General features: G+C 63.0%; 15 protein-coding genes. 1 reads left to right on the top strand and 14 read right to left on the bottom strand.

Annotation, left to right across the window (positions count from 1 at the left end):
• Window positions 1-367, top strand: a 367-nt coding sequence (locus VLY20_06780) for a tetratricopeptide repeat protein (protein HUK56345.1), incomplete at its 5' end; no start/stop codon positions are given.
• 103 nt (window positions 368-470) lie between these two features.
• Here the strand turns inward: VLY20_06780 and VLY20_06775 are convergent.
• The 14 genes from VLY20_06775 to VLY20_06710 all read right to left on the bottom strand — a co-directional run.
• Window positions 471-1,031, bottom strand: coding sequence for a universal stress protein (locus VLY20_06775; GenBank protein HUK56344.1), 561 nt, complete (start codon window positions 1,029-1,031; stop codon window positions 471-473).
• Complete coding sequence (locus VLY20_06770) at window positions 1,018-1,779, bottom strand: hypothetical protein (GenBank protein HUK56343.1); 762 nt, start codon at window positions 1,777-1,779, stop codon at window positions 1,018-1,020. The genes VLY20_06775 and VLY20_06770 overlap by 14 nt, the downstream gene beginning before the upstream one ends.
• Before the next feature lie 134 nt (window positions 1,780-1,913).
• The gene (locus VLY20_06765; GenBank protein HUK56342.1) at window positions 1,914-3,203 is read right to left on the bottom strand and encodes a Ni/Fe hydrogenase subunit alpha; all 1,290 of its coding nucleotides are present in this window, start codon (window positions 3,201-3,203) and stop codon (window positions 1,914-1,916) included.
• Window positions 3,204-3,233: 30 nt separating this feature from the next.
• Window positions 3,234-4,010: an oxidoreductase gene (locus VLY20_06760; GenBank protein ID HUK56341.1), complete on the bottom strand. Its 777-nt coding sequence runs from the start codon at window positions 4,008-4,010 to the stop codon at window positions 3,234-3,236.
• A 1-nt stretch (window position 4,011) separates the two neighbouring features.
• Complete coding sequence (locus VLY20_06755) at window positions 4,012-4,842, bottom strand: FAD/NAD(P)-binding protein (GenBank protein ID HUK56340.1); 831 nt, start codon at window positions 4,840-4,842, stop codon at window positions 4,012-4,014.
• Complete coding sequence (locus VLY20_06750) at window positions 4,839-5,963, bottom strand: 4Fe-4S dicluster domain-containing protein (GenBank protein HUK56339.1); 1,125 nt, start codon at window positions 5,961-5,963, stop codon at window positions 4,839-4,841. The genes VLY20_06755 and VLY20_06750 overlap by 4 nt, the downstream gene beginning before the upstream one ends.
• 3 nt (window positions 5,964-5,966) lie before the next feature.
• The gene (locus tag VLY20_06745; protein ID HUK56338.1) at window positions 5,967-6,602 is read right to left on the bottom strand and encodes a Spy/CpxP family protein refolding chaperone; all 636 of its coding nucleotides are present in this window, start codon (window positions 6,600-6,602) and stop codon (window positions 5,967-5,969) included.
• A 55-nt stretch (window positions 6,603-6,657) separates the two neighbouring features.
• Window positions 6,658-7,557 (bottom strand): ribose-phosphate pyrophosphokinase, encoded by a 900-nt coding sequence (locus VLY20_06740; GenBank protein ID HUK56337.1) that lies wholly within the window; start codon window positions 7,555-7,557, stop codon window positions 6,658-6,660.
• Complete coding sequence (locus tag VLY20_06735) at window positions 7,554-9,080, bottom strand: thymidine phosphorylase family protein (protein ID HUK56336.1); 1,527 nt, start codon at window positions 9,078-9,080, stop codon at window positions 7,554-7,556. The genes VLY20_06740 and VLY20_06735 overlap by 4 nt, the downstream gene beginning before the upstream one ends.
• Before the next feature lie 46 nt (window positions 9,081-9,126).
• The gene (locus tag VLY20_06730) at window positions 9,127-10,485 is read right to left on the bottom strand and encodes an MBL fold metallo-hydrolase (GenBank protein HUK56335.1); all 1,359 of its coding nucleotides are present in this window, start codon (window positions 10,483-10,485) and stop codon (window positions 9,127-9,129) included.
• A gap of 12 nt (window positions 10,486-10,497) precedes the next feature.
• Window positions 10,498-12,249: a TIGR04190 family B12-binding domain/radical SAM domain protein gene (locus VLY20_06725; GenBank protein HUK56334.1), complete on the bottom strand. Its 1,752-nt coding sequence runs from the start codon at window positions 12,247-12,249 to the stop codon at window positions 10,498-10,500.
• 30 nt (window positions 12,250-12,279) lie between these two features.
• Complete coding sequence (locus tag VLY20_06720; GenBank protein HUK56333.1) at window positions 12,280-14,295, bottom strand: hypothetical protein; 2,016 nt, start codon at window positions 14,293-14,295, stop codon at window positions 12,280-12,282.
• Window positions 14,288-15,205, bottom strand: coding sequence for a 1,4-dihydroxy-2-naphthoate octaprenyltransferase (gene menA, locus VLY20_06715; protein ID HUK56332.1), 918 nt, complete (start codon window positions 15,203-15,205; stop codon window positions 14,288-14,290). Before menA ends, VLY20_06720 begins: the two co-directional genes overlap by 8 nt.
• A 44-nt stretch (window positions 15,206-15,249) precedes the next feature.
• On the bottom strand, window positions 15,250-15,577 hold a 328-nt coding region (locus tag VLY20_06710; protein ID HUK56331.1), incomplete at its 5' end, for a multiheme c-type cytochrome.

The raw sequence follows: 15,577 nt of genomic DNA, 5'->3' as shown, positions 1-15,577 counted from the left end.
GATGGCCCATTTCAATCTCGGCGTCGCCTACGCGCACGAAGGCCGGGACGACCTTTCTCTCGAGGCCTTCGAAAAAGCGGTGAGCATCAAACCGGATCTGGCCATCGGGCATTTCAACATCGGCCAGATTTATTACAACCGAGGGGAGCTGGATCAAAGCATCGCCGCTTTCGAGAAAGCCGTCGAAGCGAACCCGAAAATGGCCGCGGCCTACTACGGCCTGGCGATCGTCGAGGAAGAAGCCGGACGAAAGGCCCGGGCGGTCAAACACTATCAGGAGTTCTTGAAACTGGCCGGCGATCAACCCTCCGCCGAGACGGAACAGGCCGCCGAGCATCTGAAGGCACTGATGGAGACGTTTTTCTGAACGGGGGAGTCAAGACCGGCACACTCCGAAGTGAAAAATATTTTCATCACCCGCATCCATTATCCTGTATCCAGTTCCTGGAGTTTCGGGGCGACGCGAGCCCCTAGGATGAATACAGCGTCACGGTCGCCCCGGCCCCGGCCTTGTTGTTCGAAGCGGTTTTCTTTTTGGCGCCGTCCGCCTTCTTCGCCTCGCCTCGGACCGTCAGGACCGGGCAGGACGCAAGCCGGACCACTTTCTCCGCCACGCTGCCCAGGAGCAGATGATCCACGCCCGAGCGGCCGTGGGTTCCCATGATGATCAGATCCGCCCCCGTCCGGCGGGCCGCCTGCAGAATTTCCCGATGCGTCACCCCGTTCGCCAGCTCCGCCTCGACCGTCAGTCCCGTTTTCTGCAAGGCTTTACAGACCTCCTCCAGCAAGGGCTCGGCGATGGTCTTCAGGGCCGAGTAGTGGTCCACCACGTTGAACGTTTCGGTCATCCCGTAGGCGTAGGGCTGGATCACGTGGATCAACCGGACCTGCGCCTTCAACACCCGGGCCATCATCGCGGCGTACCGGATCGCCCGGTCCGAGCCCTCGGAGAAATCCGTGGGCACCAGGATCTTCTTGATCGAGGCCGTTCCCCTTCCGCGTTTCACCGACGCTTTTTTACTCCGTTCCATGAGCGTTTCCCCCTTTCTTAAGCCACATTTCCCAGAGCGAGATCAGAATCTGCGCCGCCAGGGCCGTTCCCATCAACGCGCCCCCGATGATCACCGTGTAAGCGAAGATCGGCTGGTACTTGGTGAACCACCAGGAACCGATATCCATCCAGACCGCCAGGAACGGGAGCCCGATGATGACCAGCCTTAGATACTGATGGATTTCGGTCAGGGCAAAAATCATTCCGGTGAACATAAAAATAAAGCTCATGCCGAACAGGTGAATATGACTCACGCGGGATAGCGCGCGGAAGGATTCGCCCAGATCCGGTTCGGCCAGGCGGTGAACCTCCTCGTAACTCGTCAGCGGCGGCACGGAATACCCTGAACCCGGGCTGTGGCAGGACACGCACTTCTTTTCAAACAAGGGCCGGATCGCATCGTATCCCGCCTCCGTCGCGCCGTTCCGGATCCACCCGATCACCCCGGCCTTTTCAGCCGGGTCGACCATGTCGGCCATCGCGCCGTTGAGCGCGGCTTCCATGCGCGTGTCGCCGCGGTTTCCGTAATACTTGATGATCGTCCCCTGGACCAGGCCCAGGCCCGCCTTCCGCTGCGCCTCCACGTCGATGAGAAAAAGATAAACCAGGGCGAAAAGGTAGCCCAAGCCGATGGTGACGAGAAAGCAGCTGAACAGCCACCGAATGGTCAACGGCAGGCCGCGAAGTGTAAGCCGTCTCCTCGAGGACGTCGATTCTCCTTGAGCCATAAGCCCCGCCTCCCGTCGGGTCGATCTTGTTTAGGAGCCTGCCGGTCGCCATGAAACCTACGAAGGCATTGTGCCAAATAAGTCCTCGCCAGTCAACCGTCGCGTTCTCCCCGGCCGGCGGATTTTCATGAAGGTTATACCCGCTCGTACCGGAGCCTCAAAAAATGCGTCGCGCACGAGATGCACGGATCGTAGTTGCGGACCGTCTGTTCGCACCGCCGGCCCAGCTCCTCCTTCGGGAGCTCCACATGGGCCTGGATGAAGCGCCGCAGATCCTCCTCGATCATTTTCTGGTTCTGGGACGTCGGGGGGACGATCTTCGCCTCCCGAATCAGCCCCGCGCCGTCCACCCCGTAGCGATGATAGAGAATGCCCCGGGGGGCCTCGGTGCAGCCGTAACCCGTCCCCGCGCGGGGCCGGATCGGAACGGCGGGCCGGTCCGGTTTTTGATAAGCGTCGATGATCCGGAGCGCCTCGTCGCAGGCCTGGAGGATCTCGACGCTCCGTACGACGATGCTCCGGAACGGATTTCGGCAGACGGAAGAGAGACCGGCCCCGCGCGCCGCCTCCCGCGCGATCGGCGAGAGCCGGTCGAAGTTCAGGCTGTAGCGGGCGAGCGGGCCGACCAGGTAGGCGCCGCGCTTCTTAAAACGCGAATGCAATGCGTGGCTGTGCGGCACCTGTTCTTCGACGAAGTGATCTTCGTATTCGCGAACCGCGGCGTTCAGGCCGCGGTTCGAAACCAGACGGCCTTCGTTAAAGGGATACTCGAACGGATGGCGAAGCGCGACGAATTCATAGTCCTGATCAAAGTCCGGACACGGCAGCGCGGCGGTCCACCGGACCGTCTCGAGCGCCGCGTCCCGCGCCCACCGGAGCCGCTCGGCCAGCGGGTCGAGCTCGCGCCGGGTCGGCACCTTGTAGAACCCCCCGACGCATACATTGATGGGATGGACCTCCCGCCCGCCCAAAAGGCGGATGATCTCGTTTCCGACCTGCTTCAGCCGGAGGCCCCGCTCGACGATCCCCGGATGGTCCCGGGCCATCCGGAGGGCGTCCTCGTACCCTAAAAAGTCCGGCGCGTGAAGCAGATAGACATGGAGCGCGTGGCTCTCGATCCATTCGCCGCAATAGATCAGCCGTCGCAGCGCCCGGAGCGGACCGCCCACTTCGACCCCGAAGGCGTTCTCCATCGCGTGCACCGCGCTCATTTGATAGGCGACGGGACAGATGCCGCAGATCCGGGCGGTGATGTCCGGGGCCTCGCCGTACTCCCGCCCGCGCAGCAGCGCCTCGAAAAAGCGCGGCGGCTCGAAGATCTCCAGCCGGACGTCGACGACCGTATCGCCCTCGATCTTGACGGTGAGCGCGCCCTCGCCCTCGACCCGGGCGAGATTTTTGACCCGGATGGTTTTATTTTTCACGGACAACGCGGACCGGAAACCAAGGGGAACCTACACGTCATGAGTCTCGCTCTCCTCCCGAAACGGGGCGGCCCAGGCGTTCACGCCGCGGAAGACGCGCAGGATTTCCGGTTCCGTCGCGCCCAGGCGGACCCACCCGCGGCTCATCGACGGCGTGTTCGGCGTCTCCTTCGGACCGAAGCAGCCGTAGCAGCCGCGGTCGTACGACGGGCAGATCGCGCCGCAGCCGGCATGGGTGACGGGTCCGAGACAGGGCGTGCCGCGCGCCACCATCACGCAGACGTTGCCGCGCAGCTTGCACTCGACGCAGACGCTGTGGGACGGCGTGTTCGGCTTGCGGCCGACGAGGAAGGCGCCGATCACTTCCAAAAGCTGACGTTTGTCGATGGGACAGCCCCGGAGCTCGAAATCTACCGGAACGTGATCCGCGATCGGCGTCGAGGCGTCGAGCGTCCGGATATACTCCGGACGGGCATAGACGATCGAAACAAACTCCCGCACGTCCTGAAAATTGCGAAGGGCCTGAATGCCGCCCGCAGTGGCGCAGGCCCCGATCGTGACAAGCGTCTTCGAGGCGCGCCGGACTTCCAGAATGCGCTCGGCATCGCCCGGCGCGCTGATGGAGCCTTCCACCAGGGAAAGATCGTAGGGGCCCTTCACGACCGCGCGCGACGCCTCCAAAAAATGCGCGATCGTAACCCGTCCCGCGAGCTTCAGCAGCTCGTCCTCGCAATCCAGAAGACTCAACTGGCAGCCGTCGCAGGAGGCGAATTTCCAGACCGCGAGCTTGGGTTTTCGCGTCCTCATCTCAGACCTCGCCGATCCCGAACCAGTCCCGGATCCGGTCGTAGCGAAGCACCGGGCCGTCCTTGCAGATGAAGCGGGGGCCGAACTGACAGTGCCCGCAGAAACCGATCGCGCATTTCATGTTCCGCTCCAGCGAGAGATGGATCCGGTCCGCGGGCAGCCCCTGGGCGAGAAGGTCCCGCGCGGTGTTCCTCATCATGATCTCCGGTCCGCACATCATCGCCATGCTTTTCCGGGCGTCGATCCGGACCTCGCGGAAGAGATTCGTGACCACGCCGACCTTGTACTTCCATTGCCGGTCCGGATGGTCCACGGTGAGGTAGACTTCCGTGTCCGGGTGCCTCTGCCAGGCCCGAAACCGGGCGCGATAAAGCAGATCCTTCGGCGTCTTGACCCCGTGGAAGATTTTGAGACGGCCGTAGCGGTCGCGCCGGTGGACGACGTAGTTGATCACCGAAACCACCGGGGCGCAGCCCAGGCCGCCCGTGACGATCACCACATCCATGCCCCGCGCCTCTTCCAGGGGCCACCCGCTCCCGTACGGACCCCGGATCCCCACCGCATCGCCTTTGTTCAGGCCGACGAGCGCCTCCGAGACTTTTCCGACGACGCGGATCGTATGGTCGAGAAACCCGGATTCGTCCGGGTCCGATACGATCGATATCGGCACCTCGCCCACGCCGAAGACATACAACATGTTGAACTGGCCGGGCCGGAAACGGAAGGCGCGCCGGGCGGCCTCATCCCGGATCCGGAGCCGGAGCGTATAGACCCGCAGGGCCTCACGGCGCTTCTCGATCACCTCCGCCGGACAAGGAATCCACGGGTTCATTTTCCCGTCTCCCGGATGACGCGGGCCTCCTCGGTGATGTCGATCCCGACCGGACACCAGGTGATGCAGCGCCCGCAGCCCACGCAGCCCGAGGTCCCGAACTGGTCGATCCAGGTCGCCAGCTTGTGCGTCATCCATTGGCGGTAGCGTGACTTGACGGAGGACCGAACCGTGCCGCCGTGAACGAAGGAGAAGTCCATCGTGAAGCAGGAGTCCCACTTCCGCCACCGTTCGGCGTGCTCGCCCGCCAGGTCGGCGACGTCCTCCACGGTGGAACAAAAACAGGTCGGACAGACCATCGTGCAGTTGGCGCAGGTCAGGCAACGCGTCGCGACCTCGTCCCATCTCGGATGCTCAAAATTCCGGTACAGCAGATTCTTGATGTCGGTCGTGTCCAGCGTCCGGCCCATCTGCGCGGCCGTCATTTCCACGATGCGCTCCGCCGCGGCCTTCTCCGCTCCGGTCGCCTCCGTCTGCGGCACCCCGCGAAGCACCTCCGCCCCGCGTTCGGTGCCGGCCTCCGCCACGAAGTAGTGCCGGCCGGCCCCATCGGGCGTTTGGGCGGGTTCCAGGATCTCGGTCAGGACCAGATCGTAACCGGCCGTCGCCTTGGGGCCCGTGTTCATCGAGACGCAGAAGCAAGTCCCGCCGGCCTGCCCGCAGTTCACCGCGATCACAAAGAGATCCTCGCGCTGCGCCCGGTAGGACGGATCCGGGGCGGGGCCCCCGATAAAAACCTTGTCCTGAACCGCAATCGCGTGCAATTCGCACGAGCGGACGCCGATGAACGCCCACTTGGGCGGGGCCTCGTTCTCGGGAATCATCCGGAGCCCGTCCCCGTCGCGCCTGGCCTGCCACAGACGCACGGCCGGCCGGAACAAAAATTTCTTCCAGGATTGAGGCCCGACGACGTAGCCGAAGAGGGCTTCGTCGTCGCGTTTCTTCAGCCGATAACGTCCCCCCTCCTGCTCGTCCGTCCATCCGACCGGCAGATCGGCCGTCGAGGCCAGGGCGTCGTAAACGATCGCGCCGTCGCGAACGGTCGGCCCGACCAGGTTGAAACCCCGACGCTTCAAAACGTCGAAAAGCGCATCCAGAGAATTTCGATCCAGGATCGGCATGGCTCAATGACCGTAGGGATCTTGCGTCTCGGGAGCCGACGAGCCCGGCGCCGGCATGCGCATTTTCGGATTCATCGGCCTTTCTCCCGGCGATGCCATCGGGTGATCCATGGGGTGATCCATGCCGTGTCCCATCTTCATCCCCATTTCCTCAAGCTGCTTCCGCTGCTCCGGCGTCAGGAGTGCCTTCATCTTCTGCTGGAGCTGAAGGTGGCTGATCTCCAGATCGGCCATCGCCTCGTATTTTTCCTTCGCCTTGGCCTTCACCTTCTCCATATTGACAGGATCGGCCATCAGGAGCTCTTCGATCTCGACCCCGGCCATGCGGACCTTCGAGAAAAGAGGGATGGCCTCCTTTTGATGTTCAAGCCGCAGGGTCTCGACCTTCTTCCGCTGCTCCGGCGTCAGGTCCAGATGATTGATCGCCATCATCGTCTTCATCATGCCCATCATGCCGCCGTCCATCCCCATCATCCCTTCATGCATGCCCATTTCTTCATGCATGCCCATGCCCTCGTGCATGCCCATTTCACCGCCATGGCTTCCCTCGTCCGACATCCCGTGCATCTGGGCGCGGACGCCGGCCGGGGCCAGCATCAACGCCAGGCCGAACACGATCAGGATTGATCTTTGTTTCATTTTTTCCTCCTTGGGGGGTGTCCCCGTTAGGGTTGTGCCTCCGAAAAAATTTCCTTCAAAGGGGCATGGGCTCCTTCATTTCACGCACGCGCTCCGCCAGCAAATCGGTCAGATCGATGGCGTTGGAGAGATGCGGAACGGTGTTGCACGTGACCACACCCGCGACGCCCGCCTTCCGAAGATCGTCGTACGCCTGATCGGCGAAGACCGCGTGGATCCCGATGCAGACCGGCGGCGGCAGACCCGCCCGCCGGAGATGGCCGGCCGCCTCGATCATCGTCCGGGCCGTCGAGATGATATCGTCCACCAGCACCGGCGTGTGCTTTCGCCAACGGGACATATCCGGGCCCGACACCTCGACCTCGCGGTCGCCGCCGCGGATCTTCTCCAGCACGATGGACGGCGCGCCCGCGCCCTTCGCCACCTCGGACACCCATTGTTCGCTTTCCGCATCGGGCCCGACCAGGACCGGTGATTTAATGTTGGCATGAATCCATTCCGAAATCAACGGGGCGGCCTGAACCGCTCCCGTCGGGATCGAATAAATCTCGCCGAGAGCGCGTCGGCGGTGCAAATGCGGATCCACCGTCACCACCCAGTCGACAAAACCGGAAAGCAGCCGGGCGAAATAAACCGAGCTGACCGCCTCGCCCGGTTGAAAGCGACGGTCCTGGCGCATGTACGCCAGATAGGGCGCCACCAGACCGACCCGCGCCGCCCCGAGGTCTTTCGCGGCCGCCGCCGAAAAAAGCAACGGCAAAACTTTTTCATCGGGACGATCCAGCGTGCAGAACAGGATCACATCGCGTCCTTCGACCGGCGATTCGACCCGCAGATAGGATTCCCCGTCGGGAAAACGGCGCGCCGTGATCGTTCCCAGTTCCGCGTCGAGCCGGACGGCGAGCCGGTCCGCGGAATCGCGATTTCCGGGCAACGGCATGATCAGCGGCTTCATCCGGCCTCTTCAATTTGCACGATGTCGGTCTGCCCTTCCGAATAGCCCAGGGCATAGTCGAGCTCGCCGCGGGCCTCGGCATGGATCGTGAACAGCGGCTGGCCCTTTTCGACCCGGGTCCCGATCGGCGTGTGCAATTGCAGGCCCGAGGCCCGAGCCTTCGGCGCGCCGGACAGCTTCGCGATCCGGGCCAGGCGGCGGTTGTCGATGGCGATCACGCGGCCCGCGCGTTCCGCGGGAACCGCATGCGTGTGCGGTGCGCGGGGCGGCTCGCGCAGGCCGCCCTGGGCTTCGCAGATCGCCTGGAACTTGCGCCACGCGCGCCCGTCGTCGAGGATCGCCTCGGCCTCGATCCGGCCCCGGCCTTCCGGGACACGGGAGGAGAGTTCCAGAACATCCCCCGCAAGAAGCAGGGCCCGCTCGCGCAGATCCTGCGGCGCGTCCCGATGGCCTTGCAGCACCGAAAGCACGTCCCGCGCCTCCAACGCCGGGCCGAGGCCCCGGCCGACGGGCTGCGTGCCGTCGGTGATCGCCACGCGCACCGTCAGACCGACCGCGCGGCCCACTTCTTCCAAACGGCGGCCGAGCGTCTTCGCCGCGTCAAGACCGCGCACCTTGGCCGTCGGCCCCACCGGAACGTCGATGACCACGTGGCTCGAACCGGCCGCGGCTTTCTTGGACAGGATCGAGGCCACGAGCTGGCCCTCGCTGTCCAGATCCAGCGGCCGTTCCACCCGGATCAACACGTCGTCGGCCGGGCTCAAGCGGACGGCGCCGCCCCAAACGATGCATCCCCCCTCCCGCTCCACCACGCGCCGCATCGGCGCGATATCGAGCGCGACCGGCGCCAGGATTTCCATGGTGTCGGCCGTGCCGGCGGGGGAAGTGATCGCCCGGGACGAGGTCTTGGGGATAAGGAGTCCGAACGCCGCCACGATCGGAACCACGACCAGCGTGGTCCGGTTGCCGGGCAGACCGCCGACGCTGTGTTTGTCCATCACCGGCGTCTGGGTCCAGTCGATGCGCTGGCCCACCCCGATCATCGCCCGCGTGAGCGAGGCCATTTCCCCCAGGTCGAGGCGGTCCGCCGCGCAGGCCGTGATGAACGAGGCGAGGTGCACGTCGGAATACCGTCCCGCCGCGATGTCCTGCACGATCGCATCCATGGCCGCCTCGTCGAGCCGTTTCCCGTAAACTTTCGCGCGCACCCGGCTGAGGGACTCCAGGGGAGCGGCATGGGACAGGAGGATCCGGTCCCCTTCCTTCGCCCTCAAAAGCCTCCAGGCGGCCTCGGACAGGCCGGCCTCGTCCGGCGCCAGGAGATCGGTCGTCACAATGTTGAGCGTGGCGATGATCGACCGCCCTTCGTGCTCCACCTGGATGCGGGACTGCGCCTCGAAGCCCTCCGAGCGGCAGACATGGCATTCGCTGCGCATGTAAATGATCGACTCCTGATAGGTATCGATGCCCAGCCGGCGGAGCCGCATCGAATGAAAGCCCGCCGAGCCCTTGGCGGGGGTCATGACGTCCTCCGGATCGCCGGCCGGTCGCGTTCCATGCGGCCCGGATTCATTGTAGCGCCGCCCGTTCAAGGTAGTCCGGAACGCGGCACCGCCAACCCCGCTCCTCCTCGATGCGGTGTCGCAGCGCGTCGGCCGCGGGCGGTTCTCCGTGCGTGATAAACGTTTCCCTCGGCGGCGCATCGAAACGGCCCAGCCAATCCATGATCTCGGCGCCGTCCGCGTGGGCGGACAGGCCCTCGATCGCCACGACCTCGGCCCGCACGGGCACGTACTCCCCGTGAATCTTGACCGACGCGGCGCCGTGGACCATCGCCTCGCCCCGCGTTCCGCCGGCCTGAAAGCCGACGAACAGAATCGTGTTGCGCGGGTCCGGGGCGAAGGCCTTGATATGGTGCAGCACGCGGCCGCCGGTCGCCATGCCGCTGGCCGAGATCACGATCATGGGCGGCGGGAATCCGTTCAGCCGTTTGGATTCCTCCACGCTGCCGATGAAATGCGCCGCGCCGCACATCGCCTTGCACTCGGACGGCGTCAATCGATGCTCCCCGGCGTCGCGGAGATAGACGTCCGTCGCCTCGATCGCCATCGGGCTGTTGAGATAGACCGGGATGTCCGGAACCGCCCGTTCGGACTTGAGAAGGTGAATGCAATAAAGCACGGACTGCGTGCGGCCGACCGCGAACGACGGAATCAGGAGCACTCCGCCGCGTTCGGCCGTTCGACGGATCACTTTGGCCAGCGCCGCCTTCGGATCTTCCGGATCGTGACGGCGGTTTCCGTAGGTCGACTCGACGACCAGGTAATCCGCTTTGTGAACCGGGGTCGGAGGCTTCATGATGAGATCGTGCGGCCGCCCCAAATCACCCGAAAACAAAACGGAGGTTTCGTTGTTCTTTAAGAAAACAAACGCCGATCCCAGGATATGTCCGGCGGGCATGAGCTTCACGGTCAGGCCGCCGCCGAGGTCGAGGTCTCGATCGAAGTCGAGGATGGCGAATTGACGCAGCGACCGCAAGGCATCCTGTTGGGTGTAAAGAGGCCGCGCCGGGGCATGTTTGGAATATCGATGCTTGTTGGCATGCTCCGCGTCCTCCTCTTGAAGATAACCGCTGTCCGGCAGCAGAATCGCGCAGAGATCGCGCGTGCCCGGCGTGCAGTGGATCTTGCCCGAGAAACCTTCCTTGACCAAGAGAGGCAGGTAGCCGCTGTGATCCAGATGGGCATGCGTCAGGACGACCGCGTCGATCTCGGCCGGGTGGACGGGCAAAGACTCCCAGTTCCGGAGCCGCAGCTGCTTGAAACCCTGGAACAGGCCGCAATCCACCAGCACTTTTTTTGAACCCGAGGCGATCAGATATTTGGAACCGGTCACGGTGCCGGTGGCGCCGAGAAACGTGAGATCCATGGAGTCGTCCAATCATCTCAAAGTGGAGGCGCGCCGCGAAAATAATCGCTTCAGCCGGTTCTTGACCAACAGGGCCGCGATGTTGATCAGATGGAATTTGTAAAGACTCAGCGGCCAGTTCAGCTCCTCTTTATCACAGATGGTGCTGACGTTGATCTCACGGACCTCGCTCGCGATCCGATCCCACTCCGGCCGGTTTTCATCCCCCTTCTCGACGGCTTCATCGATGAGCTTCATATACCGCAGGGCCGTCCGCGCCCGGTTTTCGACGCGGTCGGCCGTTTTCCGGGAGACCAGACCGTGCTTCCTCTTCAATTCATTTAATCTCAGGCCGGCTTCGTAGGCGGCCGCGACGATCTCGTCCCGGGTCATCCACCGGGTTTCGTAATTCAGAAAATATTTCCAGCTTCGCGCCGAATCCATCAGCCGCCGGTGTTCCTCAAGCGTTCGGGCGAACAGGCGATAGCCGTTCTTTTCCGGATTCTCCCACACTTCGCTCCCGGGGTCAATAAAGGGCGCCAGCGGCGCGATGAACGGGTGGAGGTTTTTTTTGTCGCCGTAGCGGTCCAAAAGCGATTCGCAATAGTCGACCGTCTTCATCACGGACGAAAAGGTCTGCTGGGGCAGCCCGATCATGAAGAACAGGTCGATGCGCCGGCAGTCGTGCTTGAGGCAGGACTCGATGGACTTCTCGAGCTGCGGGTTGTTGAAGGGGCGTCCGAACGCCCGCCGAACGGCCTCGTCGTGGGACTCGGGCGATATCTCGACGTTGTATTTCGGGACCGACCGTTGGATCCGGACGATCGACTCCTCCGAGGGGGGCACAAAAAACTCGAAGGCCAGCTCGTTTTTAAAATGAATCTTCCCGATCTCGGTCAGCAATTGATCGGCGTAGGGCTTCCCGTTTTGCAAAATGTCCCCGATGATCATGCTGGGCGCGTTGATGTACCGTTGAACCGTTTTGAGTTCGGAAGCGATCTTTTGGGGCGACTTGTATCCGAGGATATTTCGGTGCAGCACGTTCTTGGACGCAAACCGGGACCCGCCGCAGGTTTTACAGTTGTACTGGCAGCCCTTGTAGGGGAAAACGGCCGTGACCGGATATCGCATCCAGTTTTGGAAGGGCAGGGAACCTTTCAGGTCTCCGAACCGGAAGGTCCGCTCGATCGCCCGGTCAAAGGCCGTCAGAACGTAATCGTTGTCGGCGGGCACGTCGCCTATTTCATTCGAGACGACGCGGCCCTCCCTGTCCTTATAGGTCAGGTTCGGAACCCGGCCGAGATCGGATTTTCGGACCAAGGCCTCGATCAGCCTCACGAGCGGAAGTTCGGCCGAGTCGCCCCGGACGACATAGTCCACAAAGGGATAGCGGATCAGCTCGTCGGAGAAATACGTGGCCGAGTAACCGCCGTAGATGACCGGCACGTCGGGATGGTGCCTTTTGATGATCTCCCCGATCGCAAGACTGCCCTGAACGTGGGGAAGCCAATGCAGGTCGATCCCGAAGGCTTTGGGTTTCAGCCGCCGGATCTCCTCTTCGGGATCGTAGTCCAGATCGCTCAGCATTTTGTTGGCGATATTGATGATCCGGGTCGAGAAACCGGCCGCCTCGAGATGACCGCAGAGGCTCAGGAAGCCGATCGGATACATTTCGAAAATGGGGCCGGACGGGACCACGTCGCTGATGGGCCCGTGAAGAACGGCCTTCTTTCGAAAGTCGTAAAGGCTCGGCGGGTGTATGAATACGACATCGGCCTCAAGCATGATCACACCTACCGGCCATCATAGCACCGATCAGCCCAGGACGGCAATGAGGATCAGCACGAACAGGACCAACCCGATCAGGACGGCCAGCCCTCCGGCGATCCAGCCGAAAACCTTTAATTCGATCGGCGGCGCTTCGGTCCGGATCGAGGCGAGCCGGCCTTCCTCCGCGAGCTGCTTGAATTCCTCCGGACGTTCCTCCCGGAACTCCGTCTCGCTCACGCTTCCCGTGAAGATCACGAGATCCATCGGAAACTTCTCCGGGCGCAGGTGCGTGTTGAAATAATGAATGGTGAAGATGAAGGCCGTCGCCAGGAGGGCCTCCTCCCCGTGGATGAGCAGCGCCACGTTGAACCACCATCCCGGTATGAAGCGGCCCATGAATTCGTCGAACCAGAGGATGTAGCCCGTGATCCCGATCACCGGCATGCCCCAGAAGACGGCCAGGTAGTCGAATTTCTCCCAATAGGTGAAGCGGCCGAACGCGGGCTTCGGCCCGAGCCCGAAGAACCAGAGAAAGTTTCGGACGATGTCCACGACATCGCGGGGCCGGGGCATCAGGGAGTTCGGGCCCCAAATCACCCCCCAGTCTTTACGAACGGCGACCGAATAGAGAATCTGGAGCAAATGGTAGAAGAAGAGGAGGGTGAGCACGACCGCGAAAATCCGGTGATACGTTCCCATCGCGCCGAAGCCGCCCAGGGCGCGCGCCAGCCGGGCCGCCCAGGCGGACCCGCTGTAGAGAAGCGGCAGGCCGGTCATGACGATCCCCAGGAAGCTCACGATCAATATGCCATGAAGGTATCTCTGGCCGACCGTGAACCGGATGTAATAGGGATCGTTCCCTTTCGAAGGGGGCCGGGAAGATTCCCCGGACCATCGGGCGATCATCGAACGCATCGCCCAGAGCAGCGTATGGAAACCGAAAAAGGCGAAGACCCCGAACAGAAGCAGAACCATGAACCATTTGACGTAAAAGAGCACCGGATTGCGTCCGCGATCGTCCGGGTCGGCATGGGGATCGTAGCGGACAAAACCGGCCGCGGCGCCCGCGTGGCATCTCCCGCAGGTCTGCACGAGGTTGGCCGGATGGATCTTCGAGCGGGGGTCCCGGGCCGGCTGAATGTCGTGGGCGCCGTGGCAGTCGGAACAGAGCGCCACGCGGGTGAAGCCGAGGCGGGTCACCTTTCCGTGGTAGGTGTCGCGAAACGTCCGGAGCGACTCGGAGTGACAGGTCCCGCACTCCTTGACGACATCCAGCTTCCACGCTTCCGTCTGCACCGACCGGATTTCATGGGCCGTGTGGCAGTCGGTGCAGACGGGCGCGGAATTAAGGCCGGCGGCGAATTGCCGGCCGTGAATACTCTCGCGGTAGATGTTCAGGACGCCGGCGTGGCAGCTTCCGCAGGTGTCGGGGATATTCGTTCTATAAACGCGCGAGGCGGGGTCCGCGGCCGCCCGGATGTCGTGAGACCCGTGGCAGCCGGAACAATCGGGTGCGACGAGAAGACCGCTTTTTGAAACGGCCTTGCCGTGGATCGAGTCCCTGTAATGCTCATAGATATTCCCGCCGGCGGGCCGGTCGGCCGAACCCGGCGTCGAACCGCCGTGGCACCGGCCGCAGGTTTTTGCGAGATTGAAATGATTGACCGACGATCTCGGATCCTTGGCCGGAAAGATGCCGTGCGTGCCGTGACAATCGGCGCAGCCGGGGGCCCCCGGCCGGCCCTCCCCGACGGCCCGGGCGTGAATGCTCTTGGCGTAATCCGCCGACGCGTCTTCGTGACAGGAGCCGCAGCGGACCGGCTGGGGCTTGCGGCCGGCGATATAATGGTCCTCGGCCCCCGCGTGGCAGTCGAGGCATGCCAAATTCCGGTGGGGAGACTGGTCCAGCAGCTCCCGATCCACGACCGGTTTTTCGGTCTGATGACAGACCATGCAGGATCCGTCTTTTTTGTCTCCGGCCTGCGCGACAAAGGGTGAAAGAATCAGGAAGAGAAGAATCGCCGCAACGATTTTCGACGCTGAGATGTTCCATTCAGGCATGGCCTCTCCAGGCGTCCAGGAGCAGGCCGACGATCTGAAGCAAGCCCACGGCCAGATGGGCGCCGATGGTGAGTCCCATCGCGGGGATGAGCCGCTGGGATTGATCGTACGATCGATAAAGAATCCGGCCGGCCTGAACGGCGATCGGAAGACTCGCGAGGGCCAGCAGGGTCCAGGCGGGCAAGGGTCCGGGCCATCCGGAGAGGAGAAGGCTCAGATACGCCGCGCCGAGGATCGCGAAGTAGCCTTTCACCGCCTTCTTCCGACCCACCCGCACGATCCAGTGGCGTTTTCCGGAGGCCGCGTCGGAATCGGCGTCCGGAAATTCATTGATATAGAGGATGCCGGCGACGAGAAATCCGACGGGAAGGGAGAGGAGAAAGGCCTGAGGGGTTAGGGCGCGGGAGTAAACGTAATAGCTCCCCATCACGGCCAGGGGGCCCAGCAGGACTCCCACCAGGAACTCGCCCCATCCCCGGTAGCCGAGCTTCAACGGCGGCGCGGTATAGAAATAGCTCAGCACCACCCCGGGAACCCCGAACCAGAGCAGCGTCCAGCCGCTCTGAACCGTCAGGAACAACCCGATCACGACGGCGACGGCGTAGGAGATCATCGCCGCGACGAAAACCGTCTCGGAAGGGATTCGTCCCTCCTGAATAACCCGGCTGCCTCCCGAAAAGGGGGTCGGCTGCCTATTCCGCTCGTCCGCGCCGCTCCGGTGATCGAAGTAATCGTTGGAAAGGTTGGTCGCGATATTGATCGCCCCGATCCCCGCCATGATGCCGACAAACAATCCCCAGGAAAAAGTCCCGTTCCGGTAGGCCAGCGCCGAACCCAGGGCGGCCGGAATCAGCGAGGCCTGGAGAAACGGGAGCCGCATCGCCCTGACCCAAAGACCGATCTGTTTCATGAATCGTCATTCCTTCCCTTCATTCAGGCCCGCCTTCATCCATTTTACTTGGAGTGCTTGATCTGCTCCCACGCCTTTGCGTAATCAAACCCCTTGAAGGTGGGGCTCTCCGCGTTGTGGCAGGTCTTGCAGCTCTCCGGATCCGGATGCGCGATCAGGCCGGCTTTGCGCGCTCCCTCTTTGTCCCCTCTCGGATGAATCTTGATATAAAGACTTCCCGGACCGTGGCACGACTCGCACTGGATGCCCGCCATTTCGGGCGGGGCCTGTTGAGTCTGACGGTAGCCGGTCACGTGGCAGCCCAGGCATTTCGGATCCTTCTGTTCAGCCGGTTTCAACGCTTCGAACGCCTTGGTATGCTTGCTGTCGCTC

Source organism: Nitrospiria bacterium (assembly GCA_035517655.1).
GTDB lineage: Bacteria > Nitrospirota > Nitrospiria > JACQBZ01 > JACQBZ01 > JACQBZ01.
The sequence above is the reverse complement of the archived record's forward strand: the minus strand, read 5'-3'. Positions and strand labels throughout refer to the sequence as shown.

Bases quoted from the DNA above. Each gene is read 5' to 3' on its own strand.
- VLY20_06775 (HUK56344.1), bottom strand. From the start codon at position 1,031: ATGGAACGGAGTAAAAAAGCGTCGGTGAAACGCGGAAGGGGAACGGCC.
- VLY20_06770 (HUK56343.1), bottom strand. From the start codon at position 1,779: ATGGCTCAAGGAGAATCGACGTCCTCGAGGAGACGGCTTACACTTCGC.
- VLY20_06760 (HUK56341.1), bottom strand. From the start codon at position 4,010: ATGAGGACGCGAAAACCCAAGCTCGCGGTCTGGAAATTCGCCTCCTGC.
- VLY20_06755 (HUK56340.1), bottom strand. From the start codon at position 4,842: ATGAACCCGTGGATTCCTTGTCCGGCGGAGGTGATCGAGAAGCGCCGT.
- VLY20_06750 (HUK56339.1), bottom strand. From the start codon at position 5,963: ATGCCGATCCTGGATCGAAATTCTCTGGATGCGCTTTTCGACGTTTTG.
- VLY20_06745 (HUK56338.1), bottom strand. From the start codon at position 6,602: ATGAAACAAAGATCAATCCTGATCGTGTTCGGCCTGGCGTTGATGCTG.
- VLY20_06740 (HUK56337.1), bottom strand. From the start codon at position 7,557: ATGAAGCCGCTGATCATGCCGTTGCCCGGAAATCGCGATTCCGCGGAC.
- VLY20_06735 (HUK56336.1), bottom strand. From the start codon at position 9,080: ATGACCCCCGCCAAGGGCTCGGCGGGCTTTCATTCGATGCGGCTCCGC.
- VLY20_06730 (HUK56335.1), bottom strand. From the start codon at position 10,485: ATGGATCTCACGTTTCTCGGCGCCACCGGCACCGTGACCGGTTCCAAA.
- VLY20_06725 (HUK56334.1), bottom strand. From the start codon at position 12,249: ATGCTTGAGGCCGATGTCGTATTCATACACCCGCCGAGCCTTTACGAC.
- VLY20_06720 (HUK56333.1), bottom strand. From the start codon at position 14,295: ATGCCTGAATGGAACATCTCAGCGTCGAAAATCGTTGCGGCGATTCTT.
- menA (HUK56332.1), bottom strand. From the start codon at position 15,205: ATGAAACAGATCGGTCTTTGGGTCAGGGCGATGCGGCTCCCGTTTCTC.